The organism is Pseudomonas sp. PAMC25584, assembly GCF_058135675.1.
This window is the reverse complement of record NZ_CM176870.1, coordinates 5,715,137-5,736,502: the sequence shown is the minus strand read 5'-3', so window position 1 is coordinate 5,736,502 and position 21,366 is coordinate 5,715,137. Positions and strand designations below refer to the sequence as shown.

The 21,366-nt window shown below is 61.8% G+C and carries 24 protein-coding genes and 1 pseudogene; 14 read left to right on the top strand and 11 right to left on the bottom strand.

The annotated features are described in order from the left end of the window. Positions 1-24: 24 nt before the first annotated feature. The 8 genes and pseudogenes from ACS5Q8_RS26915 to fdhA form a co-directional block, all read left to right on the top strand. Positions 25-180, top strand: a pseudogene (locus ACS5Q8_RS26915) (bacteriophage T4 gp5 trimerization domain-containing protein); the annotation flags it as partial. 413 nt (positions 181-593) lie between these two features. Beyond that, a complete protein-coding gene (locus ACS5Q8_RS26910) occupies positions 594-1,847 on the top strand; it encodes a serine hydroxymethyltransferase (protein WP_247403722.1) in 1,254 nt (417 codons plus the stop codon). 22 nt (positions 1,848-1,869) lie between these two features. Further along, positions 1,870-3,120 carry a sarcosine oxidase subunit beta family protein gene (locus ACS5Q8_RS26905; RefSeq protein ID WP_465159630.1) on the top strand — a complete coding sequence of 417 codons (1,251 nt, stop codon included), beginning with the start codon at positions 1,870-1,872 and terminating at the stop codon, positions 3,118-3,120. Positions 3,121-3,135: 15 nt separating this feature from the next. Continuing rightward, positions 3,136-3,438, top strand: a complete 303-nt coding sequence (locus ACS5Q8_RS26900; RefSeq protein WP_276195207.1) for a sarcosine oxidase subunit delta — start codon at positions 3,136-3,138, stop codon at positions 3,436-3,438. Further along, positions 3,435-6,452: a sarcosine oxidase subunit alpha gene (locus ACS5Q8_RS26895; protein WP_276195206.1), complete on the top strand. Its 3,018-nt coding sequence runs from the start codon at positions 3,435-3,437 to the stop codon at positions 6,450-6,452. The genes ACS5Q8_RS26900 and ACS5Q8_RS26895 overlap by 4 nt, the downstream gene beginning before the upstream one ends. A gap of 122 nt (positions 6,453-6,574) precedes the next feature. Beyond that, on the top strand, positions 6,575-7,207 hold the full coding sequence (locus ACS5Q8_RS26890) for a sarcosine oxidase subunit gamma (RefSeq protein ID WP_276195205.1): 633 nt from the start codon (positions 6,575-6,577) through the stop codon (positions 7,205-7,207). A gap of 10 nt (positions 7,208-7,217) precedes the next feature. Beyond that, positions 7,218-8,075: a formyltetrahydrofolate deformylase gene (purU, locus tag ACS5Q8_RS26885; protein ID WP_247407268.1), complete on the top strand. Its 858-nt coding sequence runs from the start codon at positions 7,218-7,220 to the stop codon at positions 8,073-8,075. Between the two features lie 185 nt (positions 8,076-8,260). Further along, positions 8,261-9,460: a formaldehyde dehydrogenase, glutathione-independent gene (gene fdhA, locus ACS5Q8_RS26880; RefSeq protein WP_048722231.1), complete on the top strand. Its 1,200-nt coding sequence runs from the start codon at positions 8,261-8,263 to the stop codon at positions 9,458-9,460. Positions 9,461-9,506: 46 nt separating this feature from the next. Here fdhA and ACS5Q8_RS26875 read toward each other — a convergent pair whose 3' ends face one another. From ACS5Q8_RS26875 to ACS5Q8_RS26860, 4 genes are all read right to left on the bottom strand, one after another. After that, positions 9,507-9,923: a hypothetical protein gene (locus ACS5Q8_RS26875; protein ID WP_276195203.1), complete on the bottom strand. Its 417-nt coding sequence runs from the start codon at positions 9,921-9,923 to the stop codon at positions 9,507-9,509. Positions 9,924-10,109: 186 nt separating this feature from the next. Then, positions 10,110-10,472 (bottom strand): hypothetical protein, encoded by a 363-nt coding sequence (locus ACS5Q8_RS26870; RefSeq protein WP_426102272.1) that lies wholly within the window; start codon positions 10,470-10,472, stop codon positions 10,110-10,112. Positions 10,473-10,609: 137 nt separating this feature from the next. Further along, positions 10,610-10,870 carry a hypothetical protein gene (locus ACS5Q8_RS26865; protein ID WP_247404332.1) on the bottom strand — a complete coding sequence of 87 codons (261 nt, stop codon included), beginning with the start codon at positions 10,868-10,870 and terminating at the stop codon, positions 10,610-10,612. Between the two features lie 408 nt (positions 10,871-11,278). Next, positions 11,279-11,737 (bottom strand): anti-sigma factor domain-containing protein, encoded by a 459-nt coding sequence (locus ACS5Q8_RS26860; RefSeq protein ID WP_465159629.1) that lies wholly within the window; start codon positions 11,735-11,737, stop codon positions 11,279-11,281. Positions 11,738-11,873: 136 nt separating this feature from the next. On the opposite strand from ACS5Q8_RS26860, the gene ACS5Q8_RS26855 reads away from it, so the two are divergent. Together ACS5Q8_RS26855 and ACS5Q8_RS26850 are read left to right on the top strand one after the other, a co-directional pair. Continuing rightward, positions 11,874-12,446, top strand: a complete 573-nt coding sequence (locus tag ACS5Q8_RS26855; RefSeq protein ID WP_247404327.1) for a DUF2780 domain-containing protein — start codon at positions 11,874-11,876, stop codon at positions 12,444-12,446. Between the two features lie 154 nt (positions 12,447-12,600). Continuing rightward, entirely contained in the window at positions 12,601-12,807 is a 207-nt protein-coding gene (locus ACS5Q8_RS26850) for a hypothetical protein (RefSeq protein WP_276195199.1), read from the top strand. Positions 12,808-12,822: 15 nt separating this feature from the next. Here ACS5Q8_RS26850 and yihG read toward each other — a convergent pair whose 3' ends face one another. Then, positions 12,823-13,716 (bottom strand): 1-acylglycerol-3-phosphate O-acyltransferase, YihG family, encoded by an 894-nt coding sequence (yihG, locus tag ACS5Q8_RS26845; protein ID WP_276195198.1) that lies wholly within the window; start codon positions 13,714-13,716, stop codon positions 12,823-12,825. 172 nt (positions 13,717-13,888) lie between these two features. On the opposite strand from yihG, the gene rloA2 reads away from it, so the two are divergent. From rloA2 to creD, 4 genes are read left to right on the top strand one after another with little or no spacing between them, the layout of a single operon-like run. Next, on the top strand, positions 13,889-14,389 hold the full coding sequence (rloA2, locus tag ACS5Q8_RS26840) for a retropepsin-like aspartic peptidase RloA2 (RefSeq protein WP_426102278.1): 501 nt from the start codon (positions 13,889-13,891) through the stop codon (positions 14,387-14,389). Between the two features lie 9 nt (positions 14,390-14,398). After that, positions 14,399-15,067, top strand: coding sequence for a two-component system response regulator CreB (gene creB, locus ACS5Q8_RS26835; protein ID WP_426102280.1), 669 nt, complete (start codon positions 14,399-14,401; stop codon positions 15,065-15,067). Continuing rightward, a complete protein-coding gene (gene creC, locus ACS5Q8_RS26830; RefSeq protein WP_276195195.1) occupies positions 15,067-16,506 on the top strand; it encodes a two-component system sensor histidine kinase CreC in 1,440 nt (479 codons plus the stop codon). The genes creB and creC overlap by 1 nt, the downstream gene beginning before the upstream one ends. Before the next feature lie 51 nt (positions 16,507-16,557). Beyond that, complete coding sequence (creD, locus tag ACS5Q8_RS26825; RefSeq protein WP_465159628.1) at positions 16,558-17,931, top strand: cell envelope integrity protein CreD; 1,374 nt, start codon at positions 16,558-16,560, stop codon at positions 17,929-17,931. A gap of 153 nt (positions 17,932-18,084) precedes the next feature. Here creD and ACS5Q8_RS26820 read toward each other — a convergent pair whose 3' ends face one another. From ACS5Q8_RS26820 to ACS5Q8_RS26795, 6 genes are all read right to left on the bottom strand, one after another. Then, positions 18,085-18,714: a glutathione S-transferase gene (locus tag ACS5Q8_RS26820; RefSeq protein WP_465159627.1), complete on the bottom strand. Its 630-nt coding sequence runs from the start codon at positions 18,712-18,714 to the stop codon at positions 18,085-18,087. Positions 18,715-18,888: 174 nt separating this feature from the next. Then, positions 18,889-19,071, bottom strand: a complete 183-nt coding sequence (locus ACS5Q8_RS26815) for a hypothetical protein (protein WP_465159626.1) — start codon at positions 19,069-19,071, stop codon at positions 18,889-18,891. 203 nt (positions 19,072-19,274) lie between these two features. Further along, positions 19,275-19,457, bottom strand: coding sequence for a hypothetical protein (locus ACS5Q8_RS26810; RefSeq protein WP_276195192.1), 183 nt, complete (start codon positions 19,455-19,457; stop codon positions 19,275-19,277). 203 nt (positions 19,458-19,660) lie between these two features. Continuing rightward, the gene (locus tag ACS5Q8_RS26805) at positions 19,661-19,843 is read right to left on the bottom strand and encodes a hypothetical protein (protein ID WP_465159626.1); all 183 of its coding nucleotides are present in this window, start codon (positions 19,841-19,843) and stop codon (positions 19,661-19,663) included. Positions 19,844-20,046: 203 nt separating this feature from the next. Beyond that, the gene (locus ACS5Q8_RS26800; protein ID WP_443694689.1) at positions 20,047-20,229 is read right to left on the bottom strand and encodes a hypothetical protein; all 183 of its coding nucleotides are present in this window, start codon (positions 20,227-20,229) and stop codon (positions 20,047-20,049) included. Next, positions 20,226-21,329 carry a PepSY-associated TM helix domain-containing protein gene (locus ACS5Q8_RS26795; protein WP_276195191.1) on the bottom strand — a complete coding sequence of 368 codons (1,104 nt, stop codon included), beginning with the start codon at positions 21,327-21,329 and terminating at the stop codon, positions 20,226-20,228. Before ACS5Q8_RS26795 ends, ACS5Q8_RS26800 begins: the two co-directional genes overlap by 4 nt. Between the last annotated feature and the right edge of the window lie 37 nt (positions 21,330-21,366).

The window sequence follows — 21,366 nt, the reverse complement described above, 5'->3', positions numbered from 1 at the left end:
TTTAATAACTCCCTATGCACAACTGGCACGCCGGCCAACTTCAATGAAATCCGCATGGAGGACAAGAAGGGGTTGGAACAGGTGTATATCCATACCGAGAGGAATCAGGGCATCGTGGTTGAGGTGGATGAGAGCCACTCCGTCGGGCATGACCGGAACAAGCATATTAGGCATGACGAGGTGGGTGAACACCTGCGACTGGTGTGCGGCAGGAGCGTGCTGGAGCTTAATGCCAGCGGGCAGATCAACCTGACGGGAGTGTAGATCAATGCCTACTCTGAGGGGAGCGCTCAAGTGAATACCTGGGGCTAGTTGAACATCAACATCGGAGGTAAAGAGCGCACGAGCCCGATGGACCAAGGGGTTAGATAGCGGTGTGTCTGCCACGGCATGTGCAAGCTGATCCACCGCTATCGGGGGCAAGTCGAACCGTCGCACCGCCCCTTCCACATTTGTTCGGCGTTGTTGTCGCCATGTCGTAAACGCACCTTTGCGTGGCGTCCGTAGGCATTTGACCTATCGGCGCCAGCCCTACCATCGCATCAAAGGGCTCTGCATGGGCCTTAACAATACGAAAGGCTGGGAGAGACGCGATGTTCAGCAAACAAGACCAGATCCAGGGATATGACGACGCACTGCTCGCGGCCATGAATGCTGAGGAGCAGCGGCAGGAAGATCATATCGAGCTGATCGCGTCGGAGAACTACACCAGCAAACGCGTGATGCAAGCCCAGGGCAGCGGCCTGACCAACAAATACGCCGAAGGCTACCCGGGCAAGCGCTACTACGGTGGCTGCGAGCACGTGGACAAGGTCGAAGCCCTGGCCATCGAACGCGCCAAGCAGTTGTTCGGCGCCGATTACGCCAACGTGCAACCGCACTCCGGCTCCTCCGCCAACAGCGCGGTGTACCTGGCGCTGTTGAACGCCGGTGACACCATCCTCGGCATGAGCCTGGCCCACGGCGGTCACCTGACCCACGGCGCTAAAGTGTCGTCCTCGGGCAAGCTGTACAACGCGGTGCAATACGGCATCAACACCGACACCGGCCTGATCGACTACGACGAAGTCGAGCGCCTGGCCGTGGAGCACCAGCCGAAGATGGTGGTGGCCGGTTTCTCCGCCTACTCAAAAACCCTGGATTTCCCACGCTTTCGTCAGATCGCCGACAAGGTCGGTGCGCTGCTGTTCGTCGACATGGCCCACGTCGCCGGCCTGGTGGCTGCCGGTTTGTACCCGAACCCGCTGCCCTACGCCGACGTGGTCACCACCACCACCCACAAGACCCTGCGCGGTCCGCGTGGCGGCCTGATTCTGGCGCGTGCCAACGAGACGATTGAAAAGAAACTCAACGCCGCCGTATTCCCCGGCGCCCAGGGCGGCCCGCTGATGCACGTCATCGCCGGCAAGGCGGTGTGCTTCAAGGAAGCCCAGGAGCCGGGCTTCAAGGTCTACCAGCAACACGTGATCGACAACGCCCAGGCCATGGCCAGCGTGTTTATCAAACGCGGCTACGATGTAGTGTCGGGCGGCACCGATAACCACCTGTTCCTGGTCAGCCTGATTCGCCAGGGCCTCACCGGTAAAGAGGCGGACGCCGCCCTCGGTCGCGCGCACATCACCGTCAACAAGAACGCCGTGCCGAATGACCCGCAGTCGCCGTTCGTGACCTCGGGCCTGCGCATTGGCACCCCGGCGGTGACCACGCGCGGTTTCAAAGTGCCGCAATGCATCGAACTGGCTGGCTGGATCTGCGACATCCTCGACAACCTCGGCGACGCCGATGTCGAGGCCGACGTGGCCAAGCACGTGTCTGCCCTGTGCGCTGATTTCCCGGTTTATCGCTGAGCGCGGTTTTGGAGTAATGACTATGCAACGCTACTCGGGCTTCGGCCTCTTCAAGCACTCACTCAGCCACCACGAAAACTGGCAGAAGATGTGGCGCACGCCGACGCCTAAAAAGATCTACGACGTGGTCATCGTCGGCGGTGGCGGGCATGGTCTGGCGACCGCCTACTACCTGGCCAAGGAGCACGGCATCACCAACGTGGCCGTGGTCGAGAAAGGCTGGTTAGGCGGCGGTAACACCGCACGCAACACCACCATCGTGCGTTCCAACTACCTGTGGGACGAGTCGGCGCACCTGTACGAACACGCGATGAAACTGTGGGAAGGCCTGTCCCAGGACCTGAACTACAACGTGATGTTCTCCCAGCGCGGCGTCTACAACCTGTGCCACACCCTGCAGGACATCCGCGATTCCGAGCGTCGCGTCAGCGCCAACCGCCTCAACGGCGTGGACGGCGAGTTGCTCAACGCGCAACAAGTGGCAGACGAAATTCCGTACCTCGATTGCTCGAAGAACACCCGCTACCCGGTGCTCGGCGCCACCGTGCAACGGCGCGGCGGCGTAGCCCGTCACGACGCCGTGGCCTGGGGCTTTGCCCGCGCCGCCGACGCACTCGGGGTGGATTTGATCCAGCAAACCGAAGTGATCGGCTTCCGTAAGGAAAACGGCGTGTGCATCGGCGTGGAAACCAACAAGGGCTTTATCGGCGCCAAGCGCGTCGGCGTGGTCACGGCCGGTAACTCCGGGCACATGGCCTCGCTTGCCGGTTTCCGCCTGCCGATCGAATCCCACCCGCTGCAAGCGCTGGTGTCGGAGCCGATCAAGCCAATTATCGACAGCGTGATCATGTCCAACGCTGTACACGGCTACATCAGCCAGTCCGACAAGGGCGACCTGGTGATCGGCGCCGGTATTGACGGCTACAACGGCTACGGCCAGCGCGGCTCGTACCCGGTGATCGAACACACCATCCAGGCCATCGTCGAGATATTCCCGGTGTTGTCGCGCGTGCGCATGAACCGCCAGTGGGGCGGCATCGTCGACACCACGCCGGACGCCTGCCCGATCATCTCCAAGACCCCAGTGCCGAACATGTTCTTCAACTGCGGTTGGGGCACCGGTGGCTTCAAGGCCACTCCGGGTTCAGGCAACGTATTTGCCGCGAGCCTGGCCAAGGGTGAAATGCACCCGTTGGCCGCACCTTTTTCCATCGACCGGTTCCACAACGGTGCGTTGATCGACGAACACGGCGCCGCGGCCGTCGCCCACTAACAGGAGAAATTTCCTATGTTGCATATCTTCTGTCCTCACTGTGGCGAACTGCGCTCCGAAGAGGAATTCCACGCGTCCGGCCAAGCGCACATCCCGCGCCCGCTGGACCCGAACGCCTGCACCGATGAAGAGTGGGGCGACTACATGTTCTTTCGCGACAACCCCCGTGGCCTGCACCACGAGCTGTGGATTCACGCCGCCGGTTGCCGTCAGTACTTCAACGCGACCCGCGACACCGTGACTTACGAAATTCTTGAAACCTACAAGATCGGCACCACGCCGCAATTCACCGCCAAGGCTGCTGGAGCGAAGGTATGAGCCAGATCAATCGCCTGTCCAACGGTGGTCGGATCGACCGTAACAAAGTCCTGACCTTCAGCTTCAACGGCCAGAGCTACAAAGGCTTCGAAGGTGACACCCTGGCCGCCGCGCTGCTGGCCAACGGTGTCGACATCATCGGCCGCAGCTTCAAGTACTCGCGCCCCCGCGGCATCTTTGCCGCCGGTGCCGAAGAGCCGAACGCGGTGCTGCAGATCGGCGCCACCGAAGCCACCCAGATTCCCAACGTGCGCGCCACGCAACAAGCGTTGTACCAGGGGTTGGTCGCCACCAGCACCAACGGCTGGCCGAGCGTGAACAACGACGTGATGGGCATTCTCGGCAAAGTCGGCGGCAAGCTGATGCCGCCGGGTTTCTACTACAAAACCTTCATGTACCCGCAGTCGTTCTGGATGACTTACGAGAAGTACATCCGCAAGGCCGCAGGCCTGGGCCGCTCGCCGACCGAAAACGACCCGGACACCTACGACAACTTCAACCGTCACTGCGACGTGCTGGTGGTGGGCGCAGGCCCGGCTGGCCTGGCTGCCGCACTGGCCGCCGCGCGCAGCGGTGCCCGCGTGATCATCGCCGATGAACAGGAAGAGTTCGGTGGCTCGTTGCTCGATTCCCGCGAAAGCCTCGACGGCAAGCCTGCGGATCAATGGGTTGCCAGCGTCATTGCCGAACTCAAAGCCCTGCCGGACGTGGTGCTGCTGCCCCGCGCCACGGTCAACGGCTACCACGACCATAACTTCCTGACCATTCACGAGCGCCTCACCGATCACCTCGGCGACCGCGCCCCGATCGGCCAGGTGCGCCAGCGTATCCACCGCGTGCGTGCCAAGCGCGTGGTGCTGGCGACCGGTGCGTGCGAGCGTCCGCTGGTGTACGGCAACAACGACGTGCCGGGCAATATGCTCGCCGGTGCGGTCTCGACTTACGTGCGCCGTTACGGCGTGGCACCGGGTCAAAAGCTGCTGCTGTCGACCAACAACGACCACGCCTACCGCGTCGCGCTGGACTGGTTAGAGGCCGGCCTGAAGGTGGTGGCCGTGGCCGATGCCCGTCACAACCCACGCGGCGCGCTGGTGGAAGAAGCCCGCGCCAAAGGCATTCGTATCCTCACCGGCAGCGCCGTGATCGAAGCCCGTGGCAGCAAACACGTGACCGGCGCCCGCGTTGCCGCGATCGATGTCAAAGCGCATACCGTCACCAGCCCCGGCGAGTGGTTGGACTGCGATCTGGTCGCCAGCTCCGGCGGCTACAGCCCGGTGGTCCACCTGGCGTCGCACTTGGGCGGCAAGCCGACCTGGCGCGAAGACATCCTCGGTTTTGTACCGGGTGAAGCACCGCAAAAGCGCGTGTGCGTCGGCGGTATCAACGGCGTCTACGGCCTTGGCGATTCCCTGGCGGATGGTTTTGAAGGCGGCGTGCGCGCCGCCAGCGAAGCCGGTTTCGCGCCGGTGCAAGGCACGCTGCCAAAAGCCTTGAACCGCCTGGAAGAACCGACCCTGGCGCTGTTCCAGGTGCCTCACGAAAAAGCCACCGCACGGGCGCCCAAGCAATTTGTCGACCTGCAGAACGACGTCACCGCCGCGGCCATCGAGCTCGCCACCCGCGAAGGTTTCGAGTCGGTGGAGCACGTCAAACGCTACACCGCGCTGGGCTTCGGCACCGACCAGGGCAAGCTGGGTAACGTCAACGGCCTGGCCATTGCCGCGCGCTCGCTGAACGTGACCATCCCGCAGATGGGCACCACCATGTTCCGCCCCAACTACACGCCGGTGACCTTCGGCGCGGTCGCGGGCCGGCACTGTGGGCATATCTTCGAGCCCGTTCGCTACACCGCGCTGCACGCCTGGCATGTGAAGAACGGCGCCGAGTTTGAAGACGTCGGTCAGTGGAAACGCCCGTGGTACTTCCCGCGCAATGGTGAAGACCTGCACGCGGCGGTCAAACGCGAATGCCTGGCGGTGCGCGACAGCGTCGGCCTGCTGGATGCGTCGACCCTCGGCAAGATCGACATTCAAGGCCCGGATGCCCGCGAGTTCCTCAACCGCATCTACAGCAATGCCTGGACCAAGCTCGACGTGGGCAAGGCGCGCTACGGCCTGATGTGCAAGGAAGACGGCATGGTCTTCGACGACGGCGTGACCGCGTGCCTGGCCGACAACCACTTCCTGATGACCACCACCACCGGCGGCGCCGCCCGTGTGCTGCAGTGGCTGGAAATCTACCAACAGACCGAATGGCCAGACCTCAAGGTCTACTTCACCTCGGTCACCGACCACTGGGCGACCATGACCCTGTCCGGCCCCAACAGCCGCAAGCTGCTGGCCGAAGTCACCGACATCGACCTGGACAAGGACGGCTTCCCGTTCATGACCTGGAAAGAAGGCCTGGTCGGCGGCGTGCCGGCGCGGGTGTTCCGCATCTCGTTTACCGGCGAGCTGTCGTATGAAGTCAACGTGCAGGCCGACTACGCCATGGGCGTGCTCGAACAAATCGTCGCGGCGGGCAAGCAGTACAACCTGACCCCGTATGGCACTGAAACCATGCACGTATTGCGGGCCGAGAAGGGCTTCATCATCGTCGGCCAGGATACCGATGGCTCGATGACCCCGGACGACTTGAACATGGGCTGGTGCGTCGGCCGCACCAAACCGTTCTCGTGGATCGGCTGGCGCGGCATGAACCGTGAAGACTGCGTGCGCGAAGAGCGTAAGCAACTGGTGGGCTTGAAGCCGATCGATCCGACGGTGTGGCTACCAGAAGGCGCGCAACTGGTGTTCGACGCCAAGCAGACGATCCCGATGAAGATGGTCGGCCACGTCACTTCCAGCTATGCGCATAACTCCCTGGGTTATTCGTTTGCGATGGCGGTGGTCAAGGGCGGCTTGAAGCGCATCGGCGAGCGGGTGTTTTCGCCCCAGGCCGATGGCAGCGTGATCGAGGCGGAGATTGTGTCTTCGGTGTTCTTCGATCCGAAAGGCGAACGCCAAAACATCTGACGGACCGAGTCGCCTGCATCGGGGGCAAGCCCCTCCCACATTTTGAAATGCATTCCCCTGTGGGAGGGGGCTTGCCCCCGATGAGGCCAGAACAGTCACCACAGAATTCAAACAGGTGCTTTATGACAGCAGCCAACGTTTACCCACAACGCCCCACCACCGGCGCCAAGGCCGAGTCGTCGCTGCACCATGCCGACCTCGCCAGCCTGATCGGCAAGGGCCGCAAGAATGCCGGCGTGACCGTGCGTGAAAAGAAACTCCTCGGCCACCTGACTATCCGTGGCGACGGCCATGACGCCGCGTTTGCAGCAGGCGTCCACAAAGCCCTGGGCATCGAACTGCCCGGCGCCCTGAGCGTGATCGTCAAGGGCGACACCAGCCTGCAATGGCTCGGCCCGGATGAGTGGTTGCTGGTGGTGCCGAGCGGTGAAGAATTCGCCGCCGAACAAAACCTGCGCGCCGCCCTGGGCGATCTGCACATCCAGATCGTCAACGTCAGCGGCGGTCAGCAGATCCTCGAACTGCGCGGCCCGAACGTGCGCGACGTGCTGATGAAGTCCACCAGTTATGACGTACACCCCGACAACTTCCCGGTGGGCAAGGCGGTGGGCACGGTGTTCGCCAAGTCGCAATTGGTGATCCGCCATACCGCTGAAGACACCTGGGAGCTGGTGATTCGTCGCAGCTTCTCGGATTACTGGTGGTTGTGGTTGCAGGATGCCTCGGCCGAATTCGGCCTGAGCGTTCAAGCCTGAGGAGTGACCCATGAGCCGCGCACCCGATACATGGATTTTGACCGCCGACTGCCCCAGCGTGCTCGGCACGGTGGACGCGGTCACCCGCTACCTGTTCGAGCAGGGTTGCTACGTCACTGAGCACCACTCGTTCGATGACCGGTTGTCAGCGCGCTTTTTTATCCGCGTGGAGTTTCGTCAGCCGGACGGTTTCGATGAACAAGCGTTCCGTGATGGCCTGGCCGCGCGCGGGCAAGCGTTTGGGATGATCTTTGAGCTGACGGCGCCGAACTACCGGCCCAAAGTGGTAATCATGGTGTCGAAGGCTGATCACTGCCTGAACGACTTGCTGTATCGCCAGCGTATCGGCCAACTGTCGATGGACGTGGTCGCGGTGGTGTCCAACCACGCCGATCTGAAGCCGTTGGCCGACTGGCACCAGATTCCCTACCACCACTTCGCCCTAGACCCCCACGACAAACCGTCCCAGGAGCGTCAGGTGTGGCAAGTGATTGAACAGACCGGCGCCGAACTGGTGATTCTTGCGCGCTACATGCAAGTGCTGTCGCCGGAGCTGTGCCGCAAGCTCGATGGCAAGGCGATCAATATCCACCACTCATTGTTGCCGGGGTTCAAGGGCGCCAAGCCGTATCACCAGGCGTACAACAAGGGCGTGAAGCTGGTCGGCGCGACGGCGCATTACATCAACAACGACCTGGATGAAGGCCCGATCATCGCCCAGGGTGTGGAGGTGGTGGATCACAGTCACTATCCCGAGGACTTGATTGCCAAGGGGCGCGATATTGAAGGGCTGACCCTGGCCAGGGCGGTGGGGTATCACATTGAGCGGCGGGTGTTTTTGAATGCCAATCGAACGGTGGTGCTCTGACTGACGCCATCGGGAGCAAGCCCCCTCCCACATTTTGATTTGTGAACACATTCAACTGTGGGAGGGGGCTTGCTCCCGATAGGGCCATTACTAACAACGCAAAAACAGCATCTGTACCCGAGCACTCAACGCGCTGCCCACCCACGGGCAACGCGCTTCCATAAAAACAACAGCGAGGTGAAAGCATGTCTGGTAATCGTGGTGTCGTGTATCTCGGCAACGGCAAGGTCGAAGTACAGAAAATCGACTATCCCAAAATGCAGGACCCGCGTGGCAGGAAGATTGAACACGGCGTCATCCTGCGCGTGGTCTCCACCAACATCTGCGGCTCCGATCAACACATGGTGCGCGGCCGCACCACCGCCCAGACCGGCCTGGTGCTCGGTCACGAGATCACCGGTGAAGTGATCGAGAAGGGCAGCGACGTCGAGAACCTGAAAATCGGCGATCTGGTGTCCGTGCCCTTCAACGTCGCCTGCGGCCGCTGCCGCTCCTGCAAAGAGCAACACACCGGCGTGTGCCTCACCGTCAACCCGGCCCGTGCCGGTGGCGCTTACGGCTATGTCGACATGGGCGACTGGACCGGCGGCCAGGCCGAATACGTGCTGGTGCCTTACGCCGACTTCAACCTGTTGAAACTGCCGGACCGCGACAAGGCCATGGAGAAAATCCGCGACCTGACCTGCCTCTCCGACATCCTGCCCACCGGCTACCACGGCGCCGTCACTGCCGGCGTTGGCCCAGGCAGCACCGTGTACATCGCCGGTGCCGGCCCGGTCGGCCTGGCCGCTGCCGCCTCCGCGCGCCTGTTGGGCGCGGCGGTGGTGATCATCGGCGACGTCAATTCCATCCGCCTGGCCCACGCCAAGGCGCAAGGGTTTGAAGTGGTCGACCTGTCTACCGACACCCCGCTGCACGAACAAATCGCCGCCCTGCTCGGTGAGCCGGAAGTGGACTGCGCGGTCGACTGCGTGGGCTTCGAAGCACGCGGCCACGGGCATGACGGCGCCAAGGCGGAGGCCCCGGCCACCGTGCTCAACTCACTGATGGGCGTGGTGCGCGTGGCGGGCAAGATCGGCATCCCCGGGCTGTACGTCACCGAAGACCCAGGCGCCGTCGACGCCGCTGCGAAAATGGGCAGCCTGAGCATCCGCTTTGGTTTGGGCTGGGCCAAATCTCACAGCTTCCACACCGGGCAGACGCCGGTGATGAAGTACAACCGCCAACTGATGCAGGCGATCATGTGGGACCGTATTCACATTGCCGACATCGTGGGGGTTGAGGTGATCAGCCTGGATGACGCGCCGCGTGGGTATGGCGAGTTTGATGCGGGTGTGCCGAAGAAGTTTGTGATTGATCCGCATAAGTTGTTCAGCGCGGCGTAAATGCCAGAGCAAAAAATAAGGGCGCCCCGACGGGCGCCCTTATCAATTAGAGTGGGGTCGAGAGTCTAAGGTTAGCGGTCGATTTTATAGTTTCTGGCTCGCCCTTCTCATTTGTCCACGGTACTTCAATTGTTTTTCCGCCGTAGTTGCAGAATAGTTTTCCGTTAGCCTCCTGAGCAGTCTCTGCTTTTAGTTCGTACTTGTCTTCAAGGTAAGTGTCGTTGGAACCGTGTACTTCACCTGTCCATTGTTTTCCGCCAGAGGAGGCTTTGTATTTAAATGCATTGGCAAATTCTCCTCTTACGGCGTCTTTGACTTTCTCAGTCGCGACGACGGGGTCAGTGTCTTTGAAAGGAACTGCCGTTATGTCCTCGACTTTTGGGCAGATACTGATATCCGCAGCATAAGCGCTCCCAGTAAAAGCCATGATGGCCAACATTCCCAACGTAAGTTTAGAGTTCATCTCGATGTCCCGGATTGATTTGGGAACTCAATTCTAGATAGACGGGTTGGCTGTTGATACTGTGAGAGTTGACAGTTGGCTATGGCTTTTTTGCATGGGGGATATTTCTTTTTGTTTGGTTGTATCTGTTGTTGGCGTTTCAGGCATGGGCTAAATAACTCCAGGCGGACGCTGACAATACGTTAGTCATTTGAGCGTTGTGAGGCGCAGGTAGGGGTCGACCCCCTCGCCGTTTTTTATCAAGCGCTTTGCACCGTAATCACAATGAACCTTGTCGTCCCGTTCGTTGATGGCTTCTGCCTTTAGTGCATATTCTGAGTCCAGATAGTCATCGTTGGTCCCTGCCGTTTGCCCCGACCACGTTTTGCCATTGGCATTGGCGGTGTATTGATAGCCTTCGCCATACGGTGGGGGCAGGGCGGGGTCTGTGTAGGCTTTGGATTGGATGTTGCTGGGGGCGGGGCACTGGTCTATATCGGCGGGTGTGTGTTTTTGCTGTGCGCTGAATAGGTTGAAGCCTGAGAAAAGGTTGGGTATCAATCCGATCATGATCGTTACAGCTCCTGTCTGGGTGAGCCTGTGAGAGGCTGTTTTGAGTGAGCTGTCACGATGTTCAGGTTTCGTAGAGTTGCTTACCCTAGGCAGGAGAAAGGGCGACAGGGCGTCGCCCCTTTTGCCTCTGGTGTTTAAGCCTGCAAGCGCCGGCTGATCACGTCGAGCAAATCACACCCATCGCGCAACGGAATGGCACAAAGCAGGGCGAAGTCCTGGAGGACGATCGTGTCGGTTTGCAGGCCTTCGCGAAACGCCAGGTTTTCCATGACTTGGGTCACTGCGCGGATGCGGTAGACGGCGGCGTCGTGGAGGACGTCGAGGGGGACTTGGGTGTCGATGAGCAGGGAAGGGGTGGTGCTGTCGTGGCCGGTGAGCGGCATGTATCGGTTCATGTTTTAACCTTTATTCCAGAGAGTGAGGCTGCTACTCACACGTCGCCAAACGAATGGGTGGCAGCTATACGCAGGTTGGCGAACCGGGGAATAAAGCAAAGCCGGCAGACCCGTAGGTCTCCCGCGTACAGCCGCCATAGAGCAGCTTTGCGCGTGCAAAAAAACCTACAAAGGAGCAGGTGCTTTTGCATGCTTTATATCCATCGAGTCGCCAAACCCGTGTCGCCATGTGGACGACCGCCGAACTATAAGCGCCATCCTTCGCCGGGAGCAAGTCGCCTGGGCGCCGACGATCAAATGTGGGAGTGGGCTTGCCCGCGATAGCGGTGTGACAGTCCCTGCAACATTGACTGAAACTCCGCTATCGCGGGCAAGCCCACTCCCACAGGGTTTTGTGGTGCCTGTGGCTTAGCGAGTCGCCAGCGCGCCTTGATACACCGTCGGCCCGGTCGGTTGCTTGCTCACCGACCCACCCTTGGTTTCCGAACTCACCATCAAATCCACCGGTTTGCTGATGGATTCCTGCTGGCGTGGGTTCAAGCCGATGATGCCTTTGCCATCTTCGGGCAACAGGCCGAGGGACACCGGTGTGCCGTCTTCGGGAATCGCCCACAGTTCCAGGCTTTGATCAGGAGCGGGCGCCGTCGAGGCAATCGGCTGCACTTCCAGGTAGTCCTTGTGGGCCATGATCTGCGCCGCCGGCTGCTGGGTGGTGGTCACCAGCGTGGCGGCGGATTTGACGGTGTCCTGGGTGTAGAGTGCGGCGCCGACGCCGGCAGCCACGACTGCGCAGGCGCCTATGAACAGGCGCGGACGGCTCCAGAATGAAGGCTCGTGATCAATCACTTGGGGTTGGATCGCAGTCATAAGTCGCTTCCTGACAAATTTTGTAGTCAGTTCATGGACCGGCGTATCACAGTTGGGTTCCTGAGCGGGTTTGGAACAAGTGACGCAAAGGCCAGTCAAACGCCTGCTTTTACCCCTACATCCTGAGGTTGTTTCGATGAAGATTTCACGCGGTTTCGCCCTTTCCTGCCTGATGACCCTGGCAGCCGGCCCGGTGTTCGCCGCCGGATTCAGCCTTGGCGACGCGGCCAATGCGATTTCCGGCATGCAGGGCGGTAACAACAAAGCCGCTGCCGCCGCACCGTCGTCCGAGACGGCCGGCTTGCTGAGTGCCCTGACCTCACAATTGAATGTCACCCCCGAGCAAGCCGTCGGCGGCACCGGTGCCATGCTCGGCCTGGCCAAGAACCAACTGAGTGGCTCCGACTATTCGCAACTGGGCAAAAGCGTGCCGGGCCTCGATCAACTGTCGGGCAGCAATGCGTTGGGCAGCCTCGGCGCCTTGAGTGGGATGCTTGGCCAGAGCGGTGGCAGCAAGACCAGCGGCTTGGACGGCCTGCTGGGTAACGTGAAGAACACCAACGACCTGAACACCGCGTTCAGCGCGCTGGGCATGGACAGCGGCATGGTCGGCCAATTTGCCCCGGTGATCCTGCAATACCTGGGCGGCCAGGGTGCCAACAGTTCGCTGCTGGGCAAACTGGCCCAGGCTTGGGGCACCGGTAGCTAAGGGCGTTGCCCGCATTTGGTCAGCACCTTTTTGGCAATACGACGCAACATCTCTCGAGGAACCGTGTGGGACGTTTCACCACCTACGCAGACCGCTCCAGGAAAATTAACCCTCCTGGAGTGGATTCTTCAATCCAGTTAGGTAGGAATCGTCCATGAACATCGTTAACACCTTCAGCACTCTCGCTAACGCTGCATATCTCCAAGCAACTACCCATAAGCCCGCTGCTGCAGAGCAAGAAAAAGCGCCTGTCCACGCGAGCCAGGAGCAGGCTGATGCGGTGAACAATCACGACACCATCGAAAGACAGCACCAATGGCGTACCGGCGATAATTCGGCCACGTGGCCTAAACGTTCGTAACGGTTACGTTGGCAATCAGGCTTCAGCAGTTGTGCTTCGCAGTTGCTGAATCCGCTGATCCTTCTCCCTCCAGAGCTGGTTGACCCAGTTCTGCACGGCCTGGCGAAACGCCGGGTCGTTTTCGTAGTCCCCCTGCCATAACGCCGGGTCCAGTTCACGGGTGCGGATGTCGATGATCACCTTCGGCACCGCGCCGCTGATCAAGTCCCAGAACCCCGGAATCTTCGCTTGCGGATAGACCACGGTGACGTCGAGCACCGCGTCCAGTTGTTCGCCCAGCGCCGCCAATACGAACGCCACGCCACCGGCCTTGGGCTTGAGCAGGCGGGTAAACGGTGAGTGTTGCTGGGCATGCTTGGTCGCGCTGAAGCGTGTGCCTTCCAGATAGTTGACCACCGTCACTGGCTGGCGCTTGAACAGCTCGCAGGCCTGCCGGGTGATCTTCAGGTCCTGGCCCGCCAGTTCCGGGTGCTTGGCCAGGAACGCCTTGCTGTAGCGCTTCATGAACGGATAATCCAGCGCCCACCAGGCCAGGCCCAGGAAGGGTACCCAGATCAGTTCTTTCTTCAGGAAAAACTTGAAGAACGGCGTGCGGCGGTTGAGGGCCTGGATCAGCGCGGGGATATCGACCCAGGATTGGTGATTGCTGATCACCAGATAGGAGGTGTCACGACGCAGGTCGTCTGCGCCGCGAATGTCCCATTGGGTCGGGATGCACAGCGCGAAGATCAGTTTGTCGATTTCGGCCCAGGTCTCGGCGATCCACATCACGGCCCATGACGCGTCATCGCGATAGCGCCCGGGGGCGACCAGTTTGAGCAGGGCCAACACCGTCAGCGGTCCGATCAGGACCAGGGTGTTGAGCAGGAGCAGCAGTGAGACGAAACAGCCGGTGAGCAGGCGGCGCATAAGTAACTCTTGGAATCCTGTGGGCAGGCCATGATAAGAGAGCGGCGTCTAGAGGCCAAATCGCAAATCGCCCCACGAATGTTTCACAATGTGCCGGGTATGGTCGTAGAACTAACTAAGTGCTGCCTTTGCGGTCTAGAATTCGCCCACTTCTTTCCGAGGAAATCACTTCGTGAAACTGCTCCTTGCCTCGCTCGCCCTGGCGGCCTTGCCGGTCATGGCCGCCGAACCGACCCTTTACGGTCGCTACGAATACATCCAGTTGCCGGAGATCGGCGAAACCTTCAAGGCCAAGATGGACACCGGCGCGCTGACCGCCTCGCTGTCGGCCCGTGACATCGAGACCTTCACCCGTGACGGCGACGACTGGGTGCGCTTTCGCGTTGGCGGCAAGGATGCTGGCAACAAAGTCTACGAACACAAGGTAGCGCGCATCAGCAAGATCAAGAGCCGCGCCGACGAAGACGAGGACAAGGAAGAAGCCACCGTGGCCACGCGCCCGGTGATCGACCTGGAAATGTGCCTGGGCAACGTCAAGCGCACCGTCGAGGTCAACCTCACCGACCGCAGCAGCTTCAACTACCCGCTGCTGATCGGCGCCAAGGCCCTGCGTGAGTTCGGCGCAGCGGTGAACCCGGCGCGTCGCTACACCGCTGACAAACCGGACTGCTGACGGACCGCCATGCCGCACATCCTGATTGTCGAAGACGAAGCGGCGATAGCCGACACGCTGGTCTTCGCCCTGCAAGGCGAAGGCTTCACCACCACTTGGCTGAGCCTTGGCCAGGAGGCGCTGGCCCACCAGCGCCAGACGCCGGCCGACCTGATCATCCTCGACATCGGCCTGCCCGACATCAGCGGCTTTGAAACCTGCAAGCAACTGCGGCGTTTCAGTGAAGTGCCGGTGATGTTTCTCAGTGCCCGCGATAGCGAGATCGACCGCGTGGTCGGGCTGGAAATCGGTGCCGACGATTATGTGGTCAAGCCGTTCAGCCCGCGCGAAGTGGCGGCGCGGGTCAGGGCGATCCTCAAACGTGTCGGCCAAGGCGTCGCACCGGCGTTGTTCCAGGTCGATCTGGAGCGCATGCAGATCAGCTACCGGGGCCTGGCACTGAGCCTGACCCGTCATGAGTTCCGCCTGCTGCAAAGCCTGCTGGAACAGCCCGAGCGTGTGTTCAGCCGCGAACAGCTGTTGGACGCGGTCGGCGTGCCGGCCGATGCCGGTTACGAGCGCAATATCGACAGCCATATCAAAAGCCTGCGCAGCAAACTACGCAGCGTGGCGGCGCAGGCCGAACCGATCCAGACCCATCGCGGCCTGGGCTACAGCTACAGCCCGAGCCACAGCTGATGCGCCTGGGGCTGCGGATTTTCCTGGTCTACGCGCTGTTTATCGGCCTCACCGGTTACTTCGTGCTGAGCACCGTGATGAAGGAAATCCGCCCCGGCGTGCGCCAGTCCACCGAGGAAACCCTGGTGGACACCGCCAACCTGCTGGCGGAAATCCTGCGCAATGACGTCAAGCACGGCACCCTCGGCCAAAGCCACTGGCCGGAGCTGCTCAAGGCCTACGGCACCCGCCAGCCGGGCGCGACCATCTGGGGCCTGCCGAAAAACCAGGTCAACCACCGCATCTACGTGACCGACGCCAACGGCACGGTGTTGCTCGACTCCAGCGGCGAAGCCGTGGGCCAGGACTATTCCAAATGGAACGACGTGTACCTGACCCTGCGCGGCGAATACGGCGCACGTTCCACCCGCAGCGCACCGGATGACCCAGCCTCGTCGGTGATGCACGTGGGCGCGCCGATTCGCGACAACGGCCAGATCATCGGCGTGGTCACGGTGGCCAAGCCGAATAGCTCGTTGCAGCCCTATGTCGACCGCACTGAGCGGCGTTTGCTGTGGTACGGCACCGGGCTGGTGATCCTCGGCCTGCTGCTCGGCGCGCTGTTGTCATGGTGGTTGAGCGTGGCACTGCGTCGGCTCACCGCGTATGCCGAGGCGGTCAGCGAGGGTCGACGCGCCGAATTGCCCCATTACCGTGGCGGCGAGCTGAAGCAGTTGTCCACCGCCGTGGAGCACATGCGCACGCAACTGGAGGGCAAGGCCTACGTCGAGCATTACGTACACACCCTGACCCACGAATTGAAGAGCCCGCTGGCGGCGATTCGCGGCGCGGCGGAGCTGTTGCAGGGCGACATGAGCCGTGAGCAGCAACAGCGCTTTGTCGCCAATATCGACACTGAAAGTAAGCGCCTGCAGCAGTTGATCGAGCGCTTGCTGAACCTGGCGCAAGTCGAGCAACGCCAGGGCTTGGAGGCGCAGGCGAGTCTCTCGCTGGCCGCGTTGGTCGACGATGTGCTCAAGGCTCAATGCGCACGCATCGAAGGCGCCGGCTTACACGTTGAACACATGATCGGCGCTGAGGTGGCGGTCTTCGGCGAACCCTTCCTGCTGCGCCAGGCCCTGGGCAACCTGCTCGACAACGCCCTGGACTTCACACCGGCGGGCGGGGTGTTGCGGTTCAGCGCACAGACCCTCCATAACGCTGTGCAGTTCACGCTGTTCAACCAGGCCGCGCCGATCCCCGACTACGCCTTGCCGCGCCTGAGCGAGCGCTTCTACTCGCTGCCCCGCCCGGCCAGCGGGCGCAAGAGCACCGGGCTGGGCCTCAACTTTGTCGAGGAAGTGATGAAGCTGCACGGCGGCACCTTGCAGATCGGCAATGTGCAAGGTGGCGTGCAAGTGGTGCTGCATCTCCATACAGTCTCCACAGTGCCCACATAAATCCCCCACACGCGCGGCTCACGCTCTGCCCATCCAAACAGGGAGAGTCCCATGAACCGCAGCCTGCTTTTCAAACTGGGCGCGATTGCGCTATTGATCCTGCTATTGCTGATTCCATTGCTGATGATCAACGGCATCATCGCCGACCGCCAATACACTCGCGACAGTGTCCTGATGGACATCGCCCGCAGCTCCAGCTACAGCCAGCGCCTCACCGGCCCGGTGATGGTGGTGCCGTACCGCAAGACCGTCCGTGAGTGGAAGCTCAATGAAAAACTCAACAAGCGCTACGAGGAAACGCGTGAAGTGCGCGGTCGTCTGTATTTCCTGCCGGAGCATTTTGAACTCGACGGCCGGGTGCAAACCGAACTGCGCGCGCGTGGCATCTACCAGGCACGGCTGTTCCACGCCGACAACCGCATCAGCGGACGCTTTGCGTTGCCCGAGCAATGGGGGATCAAGGAGGATTTCGCCGATTATCGCTTTGAGCCGGCGTTTCTGGCGGTGGGTATCAGCGATATTCGCGGCATCGAAAACGCGCTGACACTGGAGCTGGGCAGCCAGCGTCTAGAGTTCTCGCCAGGCACCCAGGTGGAGTGGCTGGGCGAGGGCGTGCATGTGGCGCTCCCCGAGCAGGACAGCAAAAAACCGGCCGCGCTGGACTTCGCCTTCGACCTGCGCCTGCAAGGCACCGAGCAACTGCAAGTGGTGCCGGTGGGCAAGACCAGCCAGGTTGCACTCGCCTCCAATTGGCCGCACCCGAGCTTTATCGGCAACTTCCTGCCGGTGCAGCGGGAAGTCACCGACAAGGGCTTCAGTGCCAACTGGCAGACCTCATTTTTCTCCACCAACCTCGAAGAGGCCCTGCGCAGTTGCCTGACCGAGCGAGGCTGTGACGACTTCAACAACCGCAGCTTCGGGGTGAACTTCATCGACCCGGTGGACCAGTACCTCAAGAGCGACCGCGCGATCAAATACGCGCTGCTGTTCATCGCCCTGACCTTTGCCGGTTTCTTCCTGTTCGAAGTGCTCAAGGGCTTGGCGGTGCATCCGATCCAGTACGCCCTGGTGGGGGTTGCCCTGGCGTTTTTCTACCTGCTGTTGTTGTCGTTGTCCGAGCACCTGGGCTTTGCCTTGGCGTACCTGATCTCCGCCAGTGCCTGTGTGTTGTTGATTGGTTTCTACGTGTGCCATGTGCTGCGCAGCGTCGTCCATGGCCTGGGGTTCTCGGCAGGGTTGGCGGCGTTGTATGGCTTGTTGTACGGGCTGTTGAGTGCCGAGGACTACGCGCTGCTGATGGGCTCGCTGCTGCTGTTCGGCCTGCTGGGCACGGTGATGGTGCTGACACGCAAACTGGATTGGTACGGCGTGGGCAAGCGCAAGGCGGCCGAGCCGTTGGCATTTGATCTGGAGGCGGTGCAATGATCGGGTTGCGTGAGGATCAGCGGCTGCGAGCAGAACTGGTCGTGCGGATTAACCAGTGGTTTTGTGTGGCGAGGGCGCTTGCTCCCGTTGGACTGCAGGGGCGCTTCGCGCCCAAGCGGGAGCAAGCGCCCTCGCCACACTAGACTCGCGCAATCACACGGGTGGCTGTGTCTCAAGCATCGAAGGCCGCTGGCTGACTTCGGCGTACCAGGCGGCAAGCCGGGGGGTGGCGTCGCGCCATTGCAGGTCCGGGTGACGGAAGTCCAGGTAACCCAAGGCGCAGGCCACGCTGATCGCGGCGATATCGAAGTGGCTGGCCAGTTCGGCAATCGCATCCGCTTCCAGCTCCGCCAGGCTACGGCGGATCTTGTTGCGCTGTTCGTCGAGCCACGGGGCCCAGTGTTTTTCCGGCGGGCGCAGGGCGCTCTCGTAACGCACCAGCACGGCGGCATCCATGATGCCGTCGGCCATCGAGGCCAGGGTCAGGCGGCGCCAGCGGGCCGAGCCGTCACGGGGGATCAGCGGGTTGCCGACGTGCTGGTGGTCGAGGTAATCGAGGATCACCCGGCTGTCGTGCAGCACCGTGCCATCGGGCAGGCGCAGGGCCGGGATCTTGCCCACCGGGTTTTCGTTGACCAGTTGTACGTCCGGGTTGACGGGTGTCGGCATGCAGAGCAGCAGGGCCACACGGTCCTGCTGGCCGGTTTCAGCCAGCAACACGCGGACTTTGCGCACGAACGGCGAAGCGGGGTTGTGGAACAGGGTCATGCTGGGAGCGGACATGGGCATTCCTCTGGATGGACCGTCGCTAGCCTAGAGGGTTGCGCAGTGGCTGGCGAGGGGGATTTTTGGGGTTCTTGAGGGCCTCATCGGGGGCAAGCCCCCTCCCACAGTTGACCGAGTTCTGCCTTTGAAATGCGGTCGAATGTGGGAGGGGGCTTGCCCCCGATGGCGTCCTCAATCGCGCCGCCTGAACAACCCCCAAGCCCCAATGACCGCAGGAACACCTAACCCGCCCCAGCTCAGCGCATCCCACCACCCATCCCCCAGCAGCGCGGCAAACAAACCGGCCGCGCTGAGCAGGCCGATCCCCAGGGGAATGCCAAACACCTTCCAGAAACTCGACTGACGCGGCTTCATGCCTTGCCTGCCTTGCGTCTGACGACCCACAGGTAAACACCGCTGCCGAGCACGCTAGCCCAGAGGGTTGCGCAGTGGCTGGCGAGGGGGATTTTTGGGGTTCTTGAGGGCCTCATCGAGGGCAAGCGCCCTCCCACAGTTGACCGAGTTCTGCCTTTGAAATGCGGTCGAATGTGGGAGGGGGCTTGCCCCCGATGGCGTCCTCAACCGCGCCGCCTGAACAACCCCCAAGCCCCAATGACCGCAGGAACACCCAACCCGACCCAGCTCAGCGCATCCCACCACCCATCCCCCAGCAGCGCGGCAAACAAACCGGCCGCGCTGAGCAGGCCGATCCCCAGGGGAATGCCAAACACCTTCCAGAAACTCGACTGACGCGGCTTCATGCCTTGCCTGCCTTGCGTCTGACGACCCACAGGTAAACACCGCTGCCGAGCACGCTAGCCCAGAGGGTTGCGCAGTGGCTGGCGAGGGGGATTTTTGGGGTTCTTGAGGGCCTCATCGGGGGCAAGCCCCCTCCCACAGTTGACCGAGTTCTGCCTTTGAAATGCGGTCGAATGTGGGAGGGGGCTTGCCCCCGATGGCGTCCTCAATCGCGCCGCCTGAACAACCCCCAAGCCCCAATGACCGCAGGAACACCTAACCCGCCCCAGCTCAGCGCATCCCACCACCCATCCCCCAGCAGCGCGGCAAACAAACCGGCCGCGCTGAGCAGGCCGATCCCCAGGGGAATGCCAAACACCTTCCAGAAACTCGACTGACGCGGCTTCATGCCTTGCCTGCCTTGCGTCTGACGACCCACAGGTAAACACCGCTGCCGAGCACGCTAGCCCAGAGGGTTGCGCAGTGGCTGGCGAGGGGGATTTTTGGGGTTCTTGAGGGCCTCATCGGGGGCAAGCCCCCTCCCACAGTTGACCGAGTTCTGCCTTTGAAATGCGGTCGAATGTGGGAGGGGGCTTGCCCCCGATGGCGTCCTCAACCGCGCCGCCTGAACAACCTCCAAGCCCCAATGACCGCAGGAACACCCAACCCGACCCAGCTCAGCGCATCCCACCACCCATCCCCCAGTAGCGCGGCAAACAAACCGGCCGCGCTGAGCAGGCCGATCCCCAGGGGAATGCCAAACACCTTCCAGAAACTCGACTGACGCGGCCTCATGCCTTGCCTGCCTTGCGTCTGACGACCCACAGGTAAACACCGCTGCCGAGCACGATGAGGGTCAGCCCATCCAGCACCGCCCAGAGGATTTTCATCGGCATGCCGCCGTAGTCGCCGAAATGCAGCGGCTGAGACATGCCCATGGCGTCCATGTACCACGGCCGTTTGGCGATGGCGGTGACGGCGAGCGTGCTGGCGTCGATCAGCACGGGGGTGAGCAGGTGCGCGGTCAGGTGCGTGCTGCCCTTCATGAACACGGCGTAATGGTACTCGCTGGAAAAGCGTGTGCCGGGAAAGGCGATGAAGTCCGGCTGCATGCCGGGCGCGGCCTCAGCGGCGATCTTGAGCAGATCGCTGGCCGGTGCGCGCTGGGTCAGCGGCGGCGCGTGCTTGTACGGTTCGACCATCGCGCTGAGGCTGTCGGTGCGCCAGGCGGCGATGATCAGGTCGGCACAGGCACTGATCACGCCCGTCACGCCGACCACCAGCGCCCAGGTCAGGGTGACCACGCCGATCAGGTTATGCAGGTCGAGCCAGCGCAGGCGGGTGGACTTGTCCTGGCGCACGGTGGCGAATTTCAAGCGGCGCATGAACGGCAGGTACAGCACGGTGCCCGAGACAATCGCGAGCACGAACAGAAGGCCCATGAACGCCAGCAGCCACTTGCCCGGCAGGCCGGCGAACATATCCACATGCAGGCGCAGCAGGAACAGCGTAAAGCCGCCGTTGGCCGACGGCATCGCGACCGCTTCACCGGTGCGTGCATCGAGCATGAAGGTGTGGGAGGCGTTGGGTTCGGTGCCAGCGGTGGCGGCCATGATTGCGATCACGCCGTTTTTGTCGTCGTCGTCCCAGGCCAGGTACTGCATGGCTTCGCCGGGGCGATGGGCCTGGGCCTTGGCCACCAGTTGCTCAAGGTTCAGCAGCGGCGTATCAGCGGGCAGCTGCGCCAGTTGTGGCTCGTTGCCTAGCAGGTGATCGATCTCGTGGTGGAAAATCAACGGCAGGCCAGTGAGGGCGAGCAGCAGCAGGAACACCGTGCAGATCAGGCTGGCCCAGGTGTGGATAAAGGACCAGCGGCGGATGGTGGTGCTTTTCATGTTCTAGCCTTCGGACACGCCCAGGCCGCCCTTTGGG